This is a genomic window from Streptomyces sp. Ag109_O5-1 (assembly GCF_003814875.1).
Lineage (GTDB): Bacteria > Actinomycetota > Actinomycetes > Streptomycetales > Streptomycetaceae > Streptomyces > Streptomyces sasae.
Map to the genome: position 1 here is coordinate 4,934,619 of NZ_RKQF01000001.1, position 16,822 is coordinate 4,951,440.

The window sequence follows — 16,822 nt, forward strand, 5'->3', positions numbered from 1 at the left end:
GCCCCATGATGCCGCACCGGACCGACCCCTTCCGGCGCGGTGACCGGCCAAGTGCGCACGACAGTCCGTTCTCGCACGGACCACGCCTGGGCCTCCGCGGTGAGCGGCCGGCTGGGCCTCCGCGGAGAACGGCCGAGTGCGCCGCCGTCCCGGGAAGGACGGCGGCGCGCTGTTCCACTCTCGGGTCAGCCCTCCTGGAAACCCCGCAGGATCACCTCGAACTGCTTGCTGGTGGTGTCCCAGTCGTCGGCCGGTGAGGCCTCGTAGACGGCGTACTCGGTGCCGGCGCTGTTCATGTACCCGACGTCGATCGCATGGTAGGGCCCCGGGAAGTAGTGGGGCGCGTCCTGGGCCCGCGCGTTCCAGGTGTACTCCCAGCGGACGCCCGGCTGGTCGCGGAAGAGCTCCTCCTTGAGAGTCAGCTCGTTGTAGTCGATCAGCCGTTTCGAGACCTGCTGCTGCAGGTTCTTCATGTGCGCGTACGAGGTGCTGAAGTCCGGCGCGGTGTCGACGGCGACCCGCACGAGGTGCTTGCCCTTGTCGGGCGTGAAGTCGACCTGCTGGAGGCCGTCCTGGTCGATGGAGACGGACCGCTTCCACCCCTTGGGCAGGGAGATGCTGAAGCCCACCGGGTCCTTGCGCCGCTCCCAGCCGACGGGAACCGTCCCCTGACCGATCCCGCCGCTCGGCGAAGCACTGGCGCCGGCACTGGTACCGGCAGCCGGAGCCGACGAGGCAGAGCCGGAGCCGCCGGAGCTGCCCGTGCCGAACTGCTGCAGCCCGACCGCGACTCCCCCGCCGACGACCGCCGCGAGGGCGACGACCAGGGCGAACGTACGCAGGCGGTACCGCTTCGCCGGTGCGGGCGCGGGCACGGACCCGATCGTCACCGGCGGATACGGCGTGCCGGCGGCCGACTGCAGACGGGTACCGGTGCCGGTACCCGAGCCGATGCCGGACCCCATCCCCGTGATGTCGTACCCCGACCGTCCCGTCGGCACATACGCCTGCGCCCCGCTCGGCCGCCGTCCCTCCGCCGCCTCGGCGAGCATCTGCTCGAGTTCCTCGGGCCCGGGCCGCTCGGCCGGTTCCTTGCGCAGCAGCCCGGTGATGACCGGTTCCAGCGGGCCCGCGTTGAGCGGCACGCCGGCCTCGTCCTCCACGACCGCCTGCATGGTGGTCAGCGGTGAGGTGCGGCGGAACGGCGAGCGCCCCTCCACCGCCGTGTACAGCGTGGCGCCCAGCGCCCACAGGTCGGAGGAGGGACCCGGATCGTGCCCGCGCACGCGCTCCGGCGCGAGATAGTCGACGGATCCCACGACCTCCCCGGTGCGGGTGATGGTCGTGTCGCCCTCGATCTGCGCGATGCCGAAGTCGGTGAGCAGGACCCGGCCGTCACGGCCGAGCAGCACGTTGCCCGGCTTGACGTCCCGGTGCAGCACACCGGCGCTGTGCGCGGCACGCAGCGCGCGCAGCACCCACAGCCCGATCCGCGCGGCCTCCCGCGGCTCGATGCGCCCCTGCTCCTTGACCGCGTCCGCCAGCGAGTGGCCCTCGACCAGTTCCATGACGATCCACGGCCGGCCGTCGTGTTCGAGCACGTCGTGGACGGTGACGACCGCGGAGTGGTTGATACGCGCCGCGGCCCGGGCCTCGGCCCGGGTGCGGGCCAGCAGGACGGCCTGTTCGCTCTCGGAGACGTAGAGCGCGGCCGTCAACTCCTTGATGGCGACCGCCCGGTGCAGCACCTCGTCGTGGGCGCGCCACACCCGCCCCATGCCGCCGCTGCCGATACTGTCGGCGATCCGGTAGCGGCCCGCGATGAGCAGGCCCTGCATCTGATTCACGTTGCCCCGCAATGCTCTTGTCAGGGTCAGACTAAGGACCGGCCTGCGGTCATGGAACCAGCGGGGTCCCATGGAGACAGCACTGTGACGGTTCTCGCTTCTCATACGGGATGTGAACGAAATCCCCTCATGGGAACGGGAACCAACCACCCCGGCAACGCGTTGACCACGCCTCGGCCCGGGTGCGTGTACGACCGCCGCTCAGCCTGTGTACGTGTACGACCGCCGCTCAGCCCGTGTACCTGTACGACCGCCGCTCAGCCCGTGTACTTGTAGGTCGCCGACGCCTGCTCGTACAGCCTGGTGACCTCGTCCCGCTCGGACTCCGGGCCGCGCACCTGCACGATGTGGTACCGCCCGTCGATCAGGAAGACCATGTTGCGCACGAACAGGTCGCCCTCCTGGCTGTCCGTCCACGTGAACTGCCCCTCGGCCGACACCTGCTGGCCCACCGTGATGGTCCGCAGCCCGCCTGCCGTGGCCCAGCTGGAGTCGCGGTACGGCTGCAGCTCCGGCTCCTTGTCCCGCTGATACGTCATCGGGTCGTTCCCGTACGCCGCCGCGCTGTCCCGCCCGGCCACCACGATCAGCTCGAACTTCCCGTGCGAGTAGATCACCTGGCCGCTGCCGTTCCTCGGGGTGCGGCTCCAGCCCTTGGCGACGGCGACCTGGAAGCCGTCCGGGTCGCTGCGCAGGGTGAACCCGTCGCCGACGGAGGCGCCGCCGGTCGAACCGGAGGTGGTCTGCGTCTCCGTGGACGGAGTCGAGGTCGGCGTCGGGGTGGACCTGGGGCTCGGGCTCGGCGCGGTACTGACCTCGCCGGCCGCGCCCGTCCGGTCACCGGTCCCCGCGCCGCTGTCGTCCGCGCTGCCCTTCTTCGGCAGGAACAGCATGGCGTACGCGACCGCCGCGGCCAGCAGGAGCAGGACCAGCAGAAGCAGCGTACGGCCCAGTCTGCGCGGGGACCTGGCCTCCTGCCGGGCCCGCTTGTGCCGGCCGTGGGTCGCCGGGAGCCCGGCCTTGCGCCTGCGGACCAGCTCCCCGCGGCGCCGGACGATCGGCAGCCGCTTGGGGTCGGCGGGCGGAGCGGCGACGACATACGTACCGGCGTCGGGCTCGGGCGCGGACCGCACCAGCGAACGCAGCCAGCCGCGCAGTTCCTCGAAGTCCAGCCGCTCGGTGGGGTCCTGACGCAGCAACGACTCCACGACCGGCCTGAGCGACCCGCACTCCTCCGCGAAGGCGGGCGGCTCCGAGCACACCAACTGGACCAGTTCGGCCGTCGACTCCTCCGGATACGGCGCGTGTCCCTGCACCGCCCGGAACAGCAGCGCGCCGAGCGCCCACAGATCGGTGGCCGGTCCGATGGGCGCCGCCAACTGCCAGTTCTCGTGCACCGGCCCGGCCTGCTCCGGCGCCCACCGCTCGGTCACCGGTCCGACCACGGTCATCCGCACCTGCCGCGCCCGCTCGGCGGCCAGCGCGGTGGCGGGCCCGCGCCGCCCGGGGACGGGAGCGGCCGGCTCGGCCCAGCGGACCGCGCCCTGCGCGGGCAGCACCGCCTGCTGCTGGTTCGGACGAAGGGCGGGCACCTCGGCGCCGGGCGCCGGGAGCGCGGTGCGCTCCTGATCGGCCGCCACCGCCGGGCTCGCACCCGGCTGGGGGCGCGGCACGGCTCCGTGCCAGGGCGAGGGCGCGCCCCGCACACCGTACGGATCCGCGATCTGCCCCGGCGGCCCGCCCGGCCCCTGCGCCTGCGCCTGCCCGTTGGCGTACGGCGGTTGCGTCCCGCCGTTGGCCTGTCCCGGAAGGTACGGCGGTTGCGGCGCGCCGGTGTCGGCGTCGGCCGGCGGCCGGGCGCCGGGCAGCGCGGCCCGCCCGTTCTGCTGGGCCTCCTGGACCCGGGCCGCGGCCCTGGCCCCCGCCCGGTACGCGGCGATCGCCCCGGCCCGGGCGGCCCGGATGTCCGCACCGGTCTCCAGCGCCCGCCGCTCCACCGCGCCCGTACCGCTCTCGCCCGAACCCTCGTCCGGACCGGCCGACGGCAGGCCACCGGCAGCCCGCGCCTGAATGGCGGCGCGCCTCGCGGCCTCGGGATCCGCCTCCGGGACACCGGGCACACCGCCTTGCCCGCCGGTACCACCCTGTCCGCCGACTCCCGCGACTCCGGAGGAACCTTCCGCCTGGCCGACCGGACGGGGACCGCCGGCCTCGCCTCCGCTGTCTCCCTCCGGAACCGGCACCGGGTCGTACCCGCACAGCGCCTCTTCCGCCGCCCCGACCGCGAGGCCGGTCAGCATCACCCGGCCGTCGTCGCAGACGAGGACCGTGCGGGCGGTGATGTTGCGGTGCACCCAGCCGTGCGCGTGCAGCACCCGCAGTGCCATCAGCACGTCGGAGGCGACCTCGGCCGCCCGGTACGGGGTCAGGGGCTGCTCGGCGAGCACCGCCGCCAGCGACCGTGCGGCGACCGCCTCGCTGACGATCCACAGCGAACCGCCCTCGGCGAACACGTCGAAGACCTGGTCGAGCCGTGGGTGGTCGGGGATCCGGGCGGCGGCCTGTGCGGCCTCGACGGCACGGCGCACCGCGGGATCGCTCGGCCGGCGTGTCGCGGTGCGGGCCGCCGGCGGTCGGCGCGTACCACGGTCACGGGCTGTGAACCCGTCGGGCAGCCCCTCCGCGTCGAGCACCTCCGCCTCGACCACCTCGGGCAACGGCACCTGCCGGACGAACACTTCCTGCCCGCTGTAGGTGTCGAAGGCCCGGGTCTCGGTGTGTTCGTACTCGTCGGAGGGGGGCAGCGGCAGGCGGTAGCGGTCGGCGAGCACCCGACCCGCATAGTCGTCCACGTTGCCTCCCCCGGCCGCCCGGTTGGTCAAATCCGTTCGTTTCGCGGCCCGTTCCGTATCCATACCTGGATGTGTACGGTCCGCAACCACTCACGATACGTGCCGGAGGCAATTCGCATTGTGGGGATGCGAATTTGTCACCGGGTCTCTCGCGAGGAGACCCAGGCGCTCACCCACGGAGGCATCGCATCGGGGACAGCGACGAAGAGCGTCGCTGCATGCGGCATGCCGGGCGTGGAGCAAAGCTGCGGCGTCCCTCGCGGAGCCAGGTGAAAACGAACGCCGGAGGGGAGGAATCAATTCGGGTCGAAGGACGCCGTCAGTGTCTTCCAGGTGTCCTTGCGCAGCTCACTGCTCCAGCCGGCGGCCTTCGCGGTGTACATCAGCGCGTACCCCTGGTCCGAGCTGACGACGAACCCCCGGTCGATCGTGTGGTACTTGGTACCGCCGTCGACGTAAGTGAACTCCCAGTCGGCCGTGTTCCAGCTCCGATAGCTCACCTGGGCTATGCGGATCTTCTGGTACTGGGAGCGCACCATGTAACGCTCCTGGTTCTCCCAGTCGGCCACCGGGTCGTCCTTGGGTGTGCTCGTCCATGCGACCAGCAGCTTCTGACCGTCCGGCCCGGTGAACCGGTCTCCGGCGGAGCTGCTGGTCTGGAACTTCCACCCCTTGGGCAGCCCGATCGAGTACCCCTGGCTCCCCTTGTACGTCTTCACCGCCGACCCGCTGTCACTGCCACTGGAGTTCGACGCCGAGGTGCTGTCGTCGCTCGACGCGTCCGAGTCCGCGTCGCTGCCGGAGGTCGAGGCAGCAGAGGTGTCCCCGTCCGTCTTGGTGCCGCCGCTCGTGTCGTCCTTGGTGGAGGAACCGCCGCCGGACCCCGAACCGGAACCGGCGCTCGCGCTCGCACCCGAGGTCGCCACCGCCTTGGAACCGCCGCTCTTGCCGCTCCCCTTGCTGTCGCTGTCGCCGCCGCCCCATGTGAGGGCGAGCACCGTACCGAGCACCGCCAGCACCACCACCACGGCGATGATCACCAGGGTCCGCTTCGGCACCACGTCGGTCAGCGGTGCCCGGGGCACGGGCCGGGGCGCCAGGTCCAGATCCGGCGGCGGCATCTGCGGCCACCCCGAACTCGCCTTCCCGGCAGTGGGCTTGCCCCCGGCCGGCGAACCGGTCGACCCGGCCCCGCCACCGACGGCCGAACCCCCGGCACCGACGGAACCCGAACGCGCGGTCCCGGCCGAACCCGCTCCCGAGCCGGAACCGGATCCGGTGCCGCCGCCCACGCCGGTACCGGCCGTGCCGGCCGCGTCGGCACCCGCGTCGCCGGTCTTCGTCCTGGCCGCGGCCGAGGCGCTCGCCGACGCGGCGGCCTTCCGCACGGACCGCAGCTTCCCGCGCAGCTTCTCCCCGGCCTCCTCGCCCCGCTTGGCCCCGGCGCTCTTCTCCTCGACCGGCGCGTCGGGCTGCGGAGGCAGCGGTACGACCCGGGTGGCGTCCGCCGGCACCTCCTCCGGCGCGTTGATCACCGAGTTGAGCATCGCCCGCGCGCCCGCGTCGTCGAGCCGCTGGGCCGGGTCCTTGGTGAGCAGCCCGTAGATGACGTCCTTGAGCGGCCCGGCGTTCTTGGGCTCCTCCAGCGGCTCGGTCATCACCGCGGTCAGCGTGGCGATCGCCGACCCCTTGTCATAGGGCGGGGCGCCCTCGACGGACGCGTACAACAGGCCGCCGAGCGACCACAGGTCGGCCGCCGGGCCGGGCTTGTGACCGCGGGCCCGCTCCGGGGAGATGTAGGAGGGGGCACCGACGAGCATGCCGGTGGAGGTGATGGACGGGTCGCCCTCCACCTGGGCGATACCGAAGTCGGTGAGCACGACCCGGCCGTCGGCCTCGGAGATCAGCACGTTGGACGGTTTCACGTCCCGGTGCAGGATGCCCTCGCGGTGTGCCGACCGCAGCACGTCCAGGATCGCCAGCCCGACCTCGGCCGCGCGCCTGGGCTTCAGCAGGCCGTCCTCCCGGATGACCTCGGCCAGCGACTTGCCCTCGACCAGCTCCATCACGATCCAGGGCCGGTCGTCCTCCTCGACCACGTCGAAGACCGTCACCGCGCTGTTGTTGCGGATCCGGGCGATCGCCTTGGCCTCGCGCAGGGTGCGCGTGATCAGGCGCCGCTTCTCCTCCTCGTCGATGTTCGACGGGAACCGCAGCTCCTTGACGGCCACCGTCCGGCCGAGGGTCTCGTCCTCGGCCCGCCACACCGTGCCCATGCCGCCGCGGCCGAGCACTCCTCCCAGCCGGTACCGCCCGGCGAGAAGACGCTCGCTGTTGTCCTGACGAGTCCCCTGACGAGAAGTACCCGCCCGCTCCGCCTCCGACATGCGTCCCCTCATGCAACCCGCCCTGACAGAGCCTCCATTGTCCCTCACCCGACAAGTGCCCAACGCCCAGGGGGCCCCTGACCGCACATCGGGGCCGGCCGATCGGAACCCCCGGTGACGAGGGCGTCACTCGGGCCGGGATGATGGGCCGCGACAAGGGAGGACCCGGATGCCGTCGCTTCGGACACTGGTGGCCATACCGGTCTCTCTTGCCCTGCTGCTCACCCCCGTGATCGCCGGTTCCGCGTCCTCGACGGAGGCCACGAACCCGTTCCTGTCACAGTTCGTCACCAAAGGCGGAGCACCCGCCGCCGCCCTCCTGGTCCACGACGGCGACGACGTCCGCTACGCGGTCGCCGGCCGGGGCATATCCCGCGCCGACCACTTCCGCGCCGGCAGCATCACCAAGACCTTCATCGCCACCGTCGTACTGCAACTGGCCGCGGAACACCGGCTGTCCCTGTCCGACCGGGTGGACCGGTATCTGCCCGGGCTGATGCGCGGGCGCGGCACCGACGGGCGGCGGATCACCCTGCGCGCGCTGCTCAGTCACACCAGTGGGCTCGCCGACTTCACCACGGTCACCCGGGGGCTCGTCCCTCTCACCCCGCTTCAAGCCGTACGCGTCTCGCTCACCCTCCCTTCGACCCGGCCGGGCCGCTACTCGTACGCCAGCACCAACTACGTCGTGCTCGGCATGGTCATCCGGCAGGTCACCGGTCACTCCTACGCCGTCGAGGCCCGGCGTCGCATCATCACCCCCCTCCGTCTCACGGGCACCTCCTTCCCGGGCACCCGCACCTCACTGCCCTCCCCGCACGGCCGCGCCTACGCGGCGGACGGCTCCGACGTCACCGAGCTCGACCCGCGCGTGGCCGGCGCGGCGGGTGAGCTGGTGACCACGCTCGACGACCTGGACCGCTTCTACGCGGCACTGCTGGACGGCGAGCTGCTGCCCCCGCGCCGGCTGCGCGAGATGCTCGACACCCGTGCCGCACATGGCGTGTACGGCCTGGGGATCTTTCCTGTGAAGCTGCCGTGCGGGACCACGGTGTGGGGGCACAACGGCCGGATCGAGGGCAGCTATGTGCGGAGCGCTGCGTCGATCGGCGGCCGTCGTGTCCTCACGTTCCGTGTGAACACGACGGCGGTGGCGGACCCGGACCTCGAACCCGCACTGCTCGCGGCCGAGTTCTGCCCTCGCAGTTGGTAGAACGGCCGGGGTCCGGGGGAAGATCCCGGCCCCGGGTCGCTCGTTCGGGTGAGGTTCGATGCCTCCGGGTGGAACCGAGCGGGCCGCCGCGGACGAGACCTACAGCGGGACGATGTCCGGCGCTCCCAGCCTCGCCGCGTCCGCCGTCTGGTCGTCCGGCTGGAGCTGGGACTCGCGTTCCGCCTCCACCCGCTTCTCGTAGTGCTCGACCTCGCGTTCGATCTGGTCCTTGTCCCAGCCGAGGACCGGTGCCATCAGCTCGGCGGCCTCGCGGGCGCTGCGGGTGCCGCGGTCGAAGGTCTCGATGGAGATGCGGGTGCGGCGGGTGAGGACGTCGTCGAGGTGGCGGGCGCCCTCGTGGGAGGCCGCGTAGACCACCTCGGCGCGCAGATAGTCCTCGGCGGCCGACAGCGGCTCGCCCAGGCCGGGGTCGGCGGCGACGAGGTCGAGGATCTCGTCCGCCAGCGAGCCGTACCGGTTCAGCAGGTGTTCGACGCGCACCACATGGAGGCCGGTGCGGGCGGCGATCCGGGCCCGCGCGTTCCACATCGCCCGGTAGCCCTCCGCGCCGAGCAGCGGGATGTCCTCGGTGACGCACTCCGCGACCCGCATGTCGAGCCCGTGCACCGCCTCGTCGACGGCGTCCTTGGCCATCACCCGGTACGTCGTGTACTTGCCGCCGGCGACCACCACGAGCCCCGGCACCGGATGCGCGACCGTGTGCTCGCGGGACAGTTTGCTGGTGGCGTCGGACTCGCCGGCCAGCAGCGGCCGCAGCCCGGCGTACACGCCCTGGACGTCGTCGCGGGACAGCGGTACCGCGAGCACCGAGTTGACGTGGTTGAGCAGGTAGTCGATGTCGGCGCTGGAGGCGGCCGGGTGGGCCTTGTCGAGGTCCCAGTCGGTGTCGGTGGTGCCGATGATCCAGTGCCGGCCCCAGGGGATGACGAACAGGACCGACTTCTCGGTGCGCAGGATCAGGCCGGTCGTGGAGTGGATGCGGTCCTTCGGGACGACCAGATGGATGCCCTTGGACGCGCGGACGTGGAACTGGCCGCGCTCGCCGACCATCGCCTGGGTGTCATCGGTCCACACCCCGGTCGCGTTGACGACCTGCTGGGCGCGGATCTCGTACTCCCCGCCGCCCTCCACGTCCTGCACCCGGGCCCCGACGACCCGTTCGCCCTCGCGCAGGAACCCGGTGACGCGCGCGCGGTTGGCGGCTTTCGCACCGTAGGACACCGCCGTGCGCACGAGGGTGGCGACATAGCGGGCGTCGTCCATCTGGGCGTCGTAGTACTGGATCGCGCCGACCAGGGCGTCCTTGCGCAGCGCGGGCGCGACACGCAGGGCGTGATGGCGGGTCAGGTGACGGTGGGCGGGCAGGCCCCGGCCGTGGCTGCGGGCCATCGACATCGCGTCGTAGAGCGCGACGCCCGAGCCGGCGTACAGGCGCTCCCAGCCCTGGTGTTGGAGCGGGTAGAGGAACGGCACCGGCTTGACCAGGTGCGGGGCGAGCCGTTCCAGGAGCAGGCCGCGCTCCTTGAGTGCCTCGCGGACGAGGGCGAAGTCGAGCATCTCCAGATAGCGCAGGCCGCCGTGGATCAGTTTGCTGGACCTGCTGGAGGTGCCGGAGGCCCAGTCGCGGGCCTCGACGATGCCGGTGTTCAGGCCCCGGGTGGCCGCGTCCAGCGCGGTGCCCGCACCGACCACTCCGCCGCCCACCACCAGCACGTCCAGCTCGCGCTCGGCCATGGCCGCCAGGGACTCCGCACGCTGCTTTGGCCCCAGTGTCGCTGTCCTCACCGCTGCCTCCCGCTCTGCCGCCATCGGTCATCGCTCGTCGTCGGTCATCGGTCGCGCCGGCCGCACCGGGCAGCCGGGGCCCACCCCAAATTCTGACCGGCTTGCCCGACTTCAGCCACCACTCGCCCCCAGCCTGTGGACAACGGTCCCCGAACCCCCGGAAGACACATGAACACAATCCCGCATAACGTTCATATTTACTCCTAGTCTGACATTGCGCTTCGCTCATCCTGTCCACCGGGCTTGCGCACCTGTCCCGCTTCGGTTACTGGGAAGGACTGCCCACGCCATGCCCGCAGACCTCGCCGTCATCGGACTCGGTCCCTACGGCCTGCCCCTCGCGCAGGCCGCCGTGACCGCCGGCATCTCCACGATCGGGTACGCCACCGGTCCGGAGGCGGGTTCGCTCAGCCCCGCCGAGCTGCGCCGGATGCTCTCGGGGGGCTTCCGGGCGGCCAAGGACCCGGCCGAGCTGGGGCGGGTGCGGACGGCCGTGATCTGCGCGCCGACCTCGCGCGGCGCCGACGGCGGCCTCGACCTGAGCCAGGTGGAGGCCGCCGCCCGCACCCTGGCCGAGCGGCTGCGTCCGTACACGACGGTGATCCTGGAGTCGCCGGTCCACCCGGGCACGACGGAGGACTTCCTGCGCCCCCTGCTGGAGAAGGGCTCCGGACTGCGGGCGGGCCGCGACTTCCACCTCGCCTACTCCCCCAGCCGGGTGGACCCCGGCAACCGCGACTTCACCCCGGCCAACACCCCCAAGGTCATCGGCGGTCTCACGCCCGCGTGCACCGAGTCGGCCGCCGCGTTCTACGGCCGGCTCACCGACAAGGTGGTACGCGCGCGTGGCCCGCGCGAGGCCGAGACCGTGCAGCTCCTGGAGACCAACTTCCGGCATGTCAACATCGCCCTCGTCAACGAGATGGCGGTGCTCTGCCACGAACTGGGCGTCGACCTGTGGGACGTCATCCGCTGCGCGGAGACCAAGCCGTTCGGCTTCCAGGCCTTCCGCCCCGGGCCCGGTGTGGGCGGCCACGGCGTCTCCCAGGACCTGTCCGGCCTCGCCGGCCGCGGCCTGCGGATGGTGGAACTGGCCCAGCAGGTCAACACCCGGATGCCGGGTTACGTCGTCCAGCGCGCCGCCGCCCTCCTCAACGAGCACGGCAAGTCGGCCCGCGGCGCGCGCGTGCTGCTGCTCGGCGTCACCTACAAGCCCGACCTCGCCGACCAGCAGAGCACCCCCGCGCGGGAGATCGCGATCCGGCTGATGGAGCTGGGCGCCTCGGTCAGCTACCACGACCCGCACATCTCGTCCTGGAGCGTCCTGGACCGCCCGGTTCCGCGCGCGGACTCCCTGTACGAGGCGGCCGCCGACGCCGACCTGACGATCCTGGTCCAGCAGCACCGGACGTACGACCTCCAGGGACTGTCGGTGAAGGCGCAGCTGCTGCTGGACACGCGCGGGGCGACGCCGACGGGGGCGGCACACCGGCTCTGAGCGCCGCCCGCGCGCTCCTCCTCGCAACCCTCCTCCCCGCACCCTCCTCCTCGCACGCGGAAGGCCGGTCACCCACCCGGGGTGACCGGCCTTCCGGCTGCCGTGAGGCCTATCGCTTGTGCTGCGAGTCCGCCACCGTCACCTCGACGCGCTGGAACTCCTTCAGCTCGCTGTAGCCGGTGGTGGCCATCGCGCGGCGCAGGGCGCCGAAGAGGTTCATCGAGCCGTCGGGGGTGTGGGACGGGCCGGTGAGGATCTCCTCGATGGTGCCGACAGTGCCGAGGTCGACCTTCTTGCCGCGCGGCAGCTCCTCGTTGACGGCCTCCATGCCCCAGTGGTGGCCCTTGCCCGGCGCGTCGGTCGCGCGGGCCAGCGGGGAGCCCATCATCACCGAGTCGGCGCCGCAAGCGATCGCCTTGGGGAGGTCGCCGGACCAGCCGACACCGCCGTCGGCGATGACGTGCACGTAGCGGCCGCCGGACTCGTCCATGTAGTCGCGGCGGGCGGCGGCCACGTCGGCGACCGCGGTGGCCATCGGGACCTGGATGCCGAGCACGTTGCGCGTGGTGTGCGCGGCGCCGCCGCCGAAGCCGACGAGGACGCCCGCCGCGCCCGTGCGCATCAGGTGCAGGGCCGCCGTGTAGGTGGCGCAGCCGCCGACGATCACCGGGACGTCGAGCTCGTAGATGAACTGCTTCAGGTTCAGCGGCTCGTGCGAGGACGAGACGTGCTCCGCGGAGACCGTCGTACCGCGGATGACGAAGATGTCCACGCCCGCGTCCACGACCGCCTTGGAGAACTGCGCGGTGCGCTGCGGGGAGAGCGCGGCCGCCGTGACCACGCCGGAGTCGCGCACCTCCTTGATGCGCGCGCCGATCAGCTCCTCCTTGATGGGGGCGGAGTAGATCTCCTGGAGGCGGCGGGTGGCGGTGTCGGCGTCCAGCCCGATGATCTCGTCGAGCAGCGGCTGCGGGTCCTCGTGCCGCGTCCAGAGGCCTTCGAGGTTGAGGACGCCGAGGCCGCCGAGCTCGCCGATACGGATCGCGGTGGCCGGGGAGACGACCGAGTCCATGGGGGCGGCCAGGAACGGCAGCTCGAAGCGGTAGGCGTCGATCTGCCAGGCGATCGAGACCTCCTTCGGGTCCCGCGTACGGCGGCTGGGGACGACGGCGATGTCGTCGAAGGCGTACGCCCGGCGGCCGCGCTTGCCGCGCCCGATCTCGATCTCAGTCACGTCTGTGGCCTTTCCCTCTGCGTTTCAGCGTCTTCCAGTATCGCCGACGGGCAAGGCAAGGGCGGCCCCGGTGTGTCCGGGACCGCCCTCGGGAAAGGCTGGTGACTACTTGCGGCTGTAGTTCGGCGCCTCGACCGTCATCTGGATGTCGTGCGGGTGGCTCTCCTTGAGGCCCGCGGCGGTGATCCGCACGAAGCGGCCCTTGGACTCCATCTCGTCGACGGTGGCCGCGCCCACATAGCCCATGGTCTGGCGCAGACCGCCGACGAGCTGGTGCAGCACGTTGGCGAGCGGGCCGCGGTAGGGCACCTGGCCCTCGACGCCCTCGGGGACGAGCTTGTCGTCGGAGGAGACCTCGGCCTGGAAGTAGCGGTCCTTGGAGTAGGACTTGCCCTGGCCGCGCGACTGCATGGCGCCGAGCGAGCCCATGCCGCGGTACGACTTGAACTGCTTGCCGTTGATGAAGAGCAGCTCGCCGGGCGACTCCTCGCAGCCGGCGAGGAGGCTGCCGAGCATCACGGTGTCGGCGCCGGCCGCGAGGGCCTTGCCGATGTCGCCGGAGTACTGCAGGCCGCCGTCGCCGATGAGCGGGACACCGGCCGGGCGGGCGGCGAGGGAGGCCTCGTAGATGGCGGTGACCTGGGGGACGCCGATGCCGGCGACCACGCGGGTGGTGCAGATGGAGCCGGGGCCCACGCCGACCTTGATGCCGTCGACACCGGCGTCGATCAGTGCCTGCGCGCCGTCGCGGGTGGCGACGTTGCCGCCGATCACGTCGACGTTCACGCTCGACTTGATCTTCGCCATCCAGCTGAGGGCGTTGCTGTTGTGACCGTGCGAGGTGTCGACGACCAGGAAGTCCACGCCGGCCTCGGCGAGCGCCTGGGCCCGCTCCAGGGCCTCGGGGCTGGCACCCACGGCGGCACCGACGAGCAGGCGGCCCTCGGAGTCCTTGGCGGCGTTCGGGTACTTCTCGGCCTTGACGAAGTCCTTGACGGTGATCAGGCCCTTGAGGACGCCTTCGCCGTCGACCAGCGGCAGCTTCTCGATCTTGTGCTTGCGCAGCAGCTGAATGGCCTCGCTGCCGGAGATGCCGACGTTGCCGGTGACCAGCGGCATCGGGGTCATGACCTCGCGCACCTGGCGGCTGCGGTCGGACTCGAAGGCCATGTCACGGTTGGTGACGATGCCCAGCAGCTTGCCGTCCGGGTCGGTGACCGGCACACCGCTGATGCGGAACTTGGCGCACAGCGCGTCGGCCTCGGCGAGGGTCGCCTCCGGGTGCACCGTGATCGGGTCGGTGACCATGCCGGACTCGGACCGCTTGACCAGGTCGACCTGGTTGACCTGGTCCTCGACGGACAGGTTGCGGTGCAGCACGCCGACGCCGCCGAGGCGGGCCATCGCGATCGCCATGCGGGACTCGGTCACCTTGTCCATCGCCGCGGAGAGCAGCGGGATGTTGACCCGGACGTTGCGGGAGATACGGGACGAGGTGTCGACCGCGTTGGGGAGCACTTCGGATGCGCCCGGCAGCAGCAGCACGTCGTCGTAGGTCAGCCCGAGTGTCGCGAATTTTCCGGGCACTCCGTCGACGTTGGCAGTCATGACACCTTCCCCAAATGGCCTTGAACGGTGCGGATGTCCATGCTAACGGGAAGCACGGGTCCCAAATTCCACGGTACGACTCAGCTCCGGGCTTCGTATGTTCGTACGGAAACGGGAGTACGCCTGTTCATCGGGGGCGGTTGAACCCGTTCGGCCAGGGTGGTTGAACCGCGTCGGCCACTGCCGGCTACTGCTCGGCCAGCGCCCGCAGCCGGCTCAGCGCCCGGTGCTGGGCCACCCGCACCGCGCCCGGTGACATTCCCAACATCTGGCCGGTCTCCTCGGCGGTGAGACCCACCGCGATACGGAGCAGCAGCAGCTCGCGCTGGTTCTCGGGGAGGTTGGCCAGGAGTTTCTTGGCCCATTCGGCGTCGCTGCTGAGCAGCGCCCGCTCCTCGGGACCGAGGGAGTCGTCGGGGCGTTCCGGCATCTCGTCCGAGGGGACGGCCGTGGAGCCCGGGTGGCGCATCGCGGCCCTTTGCAGGTCGGCGACCTTGTGGGAGGCGATCGCGAAGACGAAGGCCTCGAAGGGGCGGCCGGTGTCGCGATAGCGGGGCAGGGCCAGGAGGACCGCCACGCAGACCTCCTGGGCGAGGTCCTCGACGAAGTGCCGGGCGTCGCCCGGCAGACGGGACAGGCGCGTACGGCAATAGCGCAGCGCGAGTGGGTGGACATGGGCGAGCAGGTCGTGCGTGGCCTGCTCGTCCCCGTCTACGGCGCGGTGGACGAGAGCACCGATCGTCCCTATGGCAGTGACCGCCTCGTCCTCGCGCATCGGTCCATGGTGCCCTGCCGCCGTCGGCTGCGTGGCACCGCGTCCGTCGTTGTGCACCGAAGCGTTATGAGCAGGTGCGCCGGCACTCATCCCCTGCGCCCTCCCCTTCCGCTCGAACGACTCGTCCCCGAGAGACTCCACACCTCAAGGATGCGGCATCCGCGCCGAAACGAGCAGCGGCCCTGCGGCGATCCGCCTTGCGAACCCCGCCCACCATGGGGTAGGCGGGGGCTTCCGGTCGGTCCGCATCCCCGCTGCGGCGCAGCTCACCGCCGTACTAACGGACCAGTCCCCAGCGGAAACCGAGGGCCACCGCGTGGGCGCGGTCGGAGGCGCCGAGCTTCTTGAAGAGGCGCCGGGCGTGGGTCTTCACGGTGTCCTCGGAGAGGAACAGCTCGCGGCCGATCTCGGCGTTGGAGCGGCCGTGGCTCATGCCCTCCAGGACCTGGATCTCACGCGCGGTGAGGGTGGGCGCGGCGCCCATCTCGGCCGAGCGCAGGCGCCGGGGTGCGAGGCGCCAGGTCGGGTCGGCGAGGGCCTGGGTCACGGTGGCCCGCAGTTCGGCGCGCGAGGCGTCCTTGTGCAGGTAGCCGCGGGCGCCGGCGGCGACGGCCAGGGCCACGCCGTCCAGGTCCTCGGCGACCGTGAGCATGATGATGCGCGCGCCGGGGTCGGCGGACAGCAGCCGGCGCACGGTCTCGACGCCGCCCAGTCCGGGCATGCGCACGTCCATCAGAATCAGGTCGGAGCGGTCGGCGCCCCAGCGGCGGAGGACTTCCTCGCCGTTGGCCGCCGTCGTCACGCGCTCGACGCCGGGCACGGTCGCGACCGCGCGGCGCAGCGCCTCTCGGGCAAGCGGGGAGTCGTCGCAGACGAGGACGGATGTCATGACCGCCCTCCGCAGCTGATGCGCGTCACCTTGAGCCTCCAGGCTGGTACGGAATCGTCACCTGTGCGGTCGAACGTCTCGGACGCCTGCCCGAGCGCTTGTTGCTTCAACCGCCACCGCACTCTCAACGACGGTCACTCGAAAGAGTTACGGGGCTGCATGCCGTCTTCGGCACTCTACGTGAGGGGGCGGACACGGTGGAGACATGGACGTCAGACCCTCAACTTTTCATCACATCCAATGCCCCATTTAGCCCTTTTTCTTCCCGTTTCACGGTGTCTGGGGCTAGATTGCCAATGAGTCATATTTTCATCTCTCTAGACCGGAGATGTACGGTCGTTGGCACCGTATCCGCCCAGAACGGCTACAAGGGGTCACGTAATGGCAGATTTCTCCCGCCTTCCCGGACCGAACGCGGACCTGTGGGACTGGCAGCTCCTGGCCGCCTGCCGCGGGGTCGACAGCTCGCTCTTCTTCCATCCCGAGGGCGAGCGCGGGGCGGCTCGGAGTGCCCGTGAGAACTCGGCCAAGGAGGTCTGCATGAGGTGCCCGGTCCGCGCGGAGTGCGCGGCGCACGCGCTGGCGGTACGCGAGCCGTACGGCGTATGGGGCGGCCTGACCGAGGACGAGCGCGAAGAGCTCATGGGGCGGGCACGCAACAGGCTGGTGTCGGCATCGACGACCAGCGGCGGCTCCGCCTCGGACACCTGAAA

General features: G+C 71.5%; 11 protein-coding genes. 3 read left to right on the top strand and 8 right to left on the bottom strand.

Features of this window, described 5'->3' with window-relative positions:
• Positions 1–185 precede the first annotated feature (185 nt).
• From EDD90_RS22385 to EDD90_RS22395, 3 genes are all read right to left on the bottom strand, one after another.
• Complete coding sequence (locus tag EDD90_RS22385; RefSeq protein WP_123974743.1) at positions 186–1,838, bottom strand: serine/threonine-protein kinase; 1,653 nt, start codon at positions 1,836–1,838, stop codon at positions 186–188.
• Positions 1,839–2,104: 266 nt separating this feature from the next.
• A complete protein-coding gene (locus tag EDD90_RS22390; protein WP_123974744.1) occupies positions 2,105–4,699 on the bottom strand; it encodes a protein kinase in 2,595 nt (864 codons plus the stop codon).
• 296 nt (positions 4,700–4,995) lie between these two features.
• Positions 4,996–7,086 carry a serine/threonine-protein kinase gene (locus EDD90_RS22395; RefSeq protein ID WP_123974745.1) on the bottom strand — a complete coding sequence of 697 codons (2,091 nt, stop codon included), beginning with the start codon at positions 7,084–7,086 and terminating at the stop codon, positions 4,996–4,998.
• 169 nt (positions 7,087–7,255) lie between these two features.
• On the opposite strand from EDD90_RS22395, the gene EDD90_RS22400 reads away from it, so the two are divergent.
• On the top strand, positions 7,256–8,299 hold the full coding sequence (locus tag EDD90_RS22400; protein ID WP_123974746.1) for a serine hydrolase: 1,044 nt from the start codon (positions 7,256–7,258) through the stop codon (positions 8,297–8,299).
• Positions 8,300–8,398: 99 nt separating this feature from the next.
• On the opposite strand, the gene EDD90_RS22405 is transcribed toward EDD90_RS22400, so the two are convergent.
• Entirely contained in the window at positions 8,399–10,105 is a 1,707-nt protein-coding gene (locus EDD90_RS22405; RefSeq protein WP_123974747.1) for a glycerol-3-phosphate dehydrogenase/oxidase, read from the bottom strand.
• Positions 10,106–10,394: 289 nt separating this feature from the next.
• Here EDD90_RS22405 and EDD90_RS22410 point away from each other — a divergent pair, with 289 nt between their 5' ends.
• On the top strand, positions 10,395–11,603 hold the full coding sequence (locus EDD90_RS22410) for a nucleotide sugar dehydrogenase (RefSeq protein ID WP_123974748.1): 1,209 nt from the start codon (positions 10,395–10,397) through the stop codon (positions 11,601–11,603).
• Between the two features lie 109 nt (positions 11,604–11,712).
• On the opposite strand, the gene EDD90_RS22415 is transcribed toward EDD90_RS22410, so the two are convergent.
• The 4 genes from EDD90_RS22415 to EDD90_RS22430 form a co-directional block, all read right to left on the bottom strand.
• Positions 11,713–12,837: a GuaB3 family IMP dehydrogenase-related protein gene (locus EDD90_RS22415; RefSeq protein ID WP_123974749.1), complete on the bottom strand. Its 1,125-nt coding sequence runs from the start codon at positions 12,835–12,837 to the stop codon at positions 11,713–11,715.
• Positions 12,838–12,942: 105 nt separating this feature from the next.
• Positions 12,943–14,445 (bottom strand): IMP dehydrogenase, encoded by a 1,503-nt coding sequence (gene guaB / locus EDD90_RS22420; protein ID WP_123974750.1) that lies wholly within the window; start codon positions 14,443–14,445, stop codon positions 12,943–12,945.
• Positions 14,446–14,632: 187 nt separating this feature from the next.
• Positions 14,633–15,220: a sigma-70 family RNA polymerase sigma factor gene (locus EDD90_RS22425; protein WP_123974751.1), complete on the bottom strand. Its 588-nt coding sequence runs from the start codon at positions 15,218–15,220 to the stop codon at positions 14,633–14,635.
• A gap of 277 nt (positions 15,221–15,497) precedes the next feature.
• Positions 15,498–16,109, bottom strand: a complete 612-nt coding sequence (locus tag EDD90_RS22430) for a response regulator transcription factor (RefSeq protein WP_003948568.1) — start codon at positions 16,107–16,109, stop codon at positions 15,498–15,500.
• A gap of 381 nt (positions 16,110–16,490) precedes the next feature.
• Here EDD90_RS22430 and EDD90_RS22435 point away from each other — a divergent pair, with 381 nt between their 5' ends.
• The gene (locus tag EDD90_RS22435) at positions 16,491–16,820 is read left to right on the top strand and encodes a WhiB family transcriptional regulator (RefSeq protein ID WP_123974752.1); all 330 of its coding nucleotides are present in this window, start codon (positions 16,491–16,493) and stop codon (positions 16,818–16,820) included.
• Positions 16,821–16,822 lie beyond the last annotated feature (2 nt).